General features: G+C 75.4%; 1 protein-coding gene. It reads right to left on the minus strand.

Going from position 1 to position 960, the window contains the following annotated elements; all coding sequences use genetic code 11:
- On the minus strand, window positions 1-960 hold a 960-nt coding region (locus tag EHS43_RS45195), incomplete at both ends, for a hypothetical protein (protein WP_125196120.1).

The raw sequence follows: 960 nt of genomic DNA on the forward strand, positions 1-960 counted from the left end.
GGCGTGGGCCGACGCCCGCGTCAGCTTGCGGGTGCCGTGGATCAGCAGGGCCAGGGCGCCGAGCCCGCAGGAGAGGACCTGGATGCCACCCGGGCCCCAGAGGTTCACGAGGGCGTCCACCGGTGCGGCGACGAAGCCGCACCCCGGAAGGCGGGAGGCGAAGACCGCGGCCAGGGCGGTCAACTGGGCCGTGGCCGCGCCGGTGAGGACCACCGCGGGGGCATGGGTGAAGCCGTGGACGGTGAGGAGGCGGGCGAGGAAGAGAAGGGCACCCGGGGCGACGACCCGCAGGGGGGAGACGGGTTCGTCGAGGGCCGCGCCGGACAGGACCGACAGCGCTGTCAGGGCGCACAGGTACAGGGCGAAGGTGCCGAGCAGCAAGGGACGTACCGAGGCCGCGAAGTCCTCCAGGCCCCGGCTGACGGTCAGTTTGCGGCGGGCGCGGGTCGCGAAGAGGCGGGCGGACCAGGCCGCCGGGGCGCAGGACAGAGTGAGGGCGAGGACGGGAGCCGTGACCATGGGCCAGGGAGCGTCGGCGGCGCCGGTGGGCAGGGCGTCGGGGCCGCCGGTCACGGCCGCCGCGAGGAGACCGTCGCCGAGGGTGGCGTAGGCGAGGAGCCAGTACGTCCAGGTGGAGGTGCCGTTGGTGGGTGTGCGGTCAGGGGTGCCGAGGGGGCCGCGGGCCAGGGCCGCACGCATGGCCAGGGAGACGGTCAGGAAGCCGACCAGGGCGGCGACCAGGCGGGGCTGACCGTCGGTGAGGCGGATGCCGGCCACCGTGGCCGCGCAGAGAGCGCCGGGGAGGAGGGTGAGCAGGACCCAGTCGGCGCGGGCCCGGGGTGTCCGCTGTGCCGTGGGGGGCGGGGGCGTTTCGCCGTCCTTCGGGACACGGGCGTACATCTCCTCCGCGAGGGAGAAAACGTCCCGGTGCCGGAAGCGGACGGCGGTGCGGTCGGTGAC

Origin of the sequence: Streptomyces sp. RP5T (genome assembly GCF_003933965.1) — a bacterium.
In the GTDB taxonomy this organism is placed as follows: Bacteria; Actinomycetota; Actinomycetes; order Streptomycetales; family Streptomycetaceae; genus Streptomyces.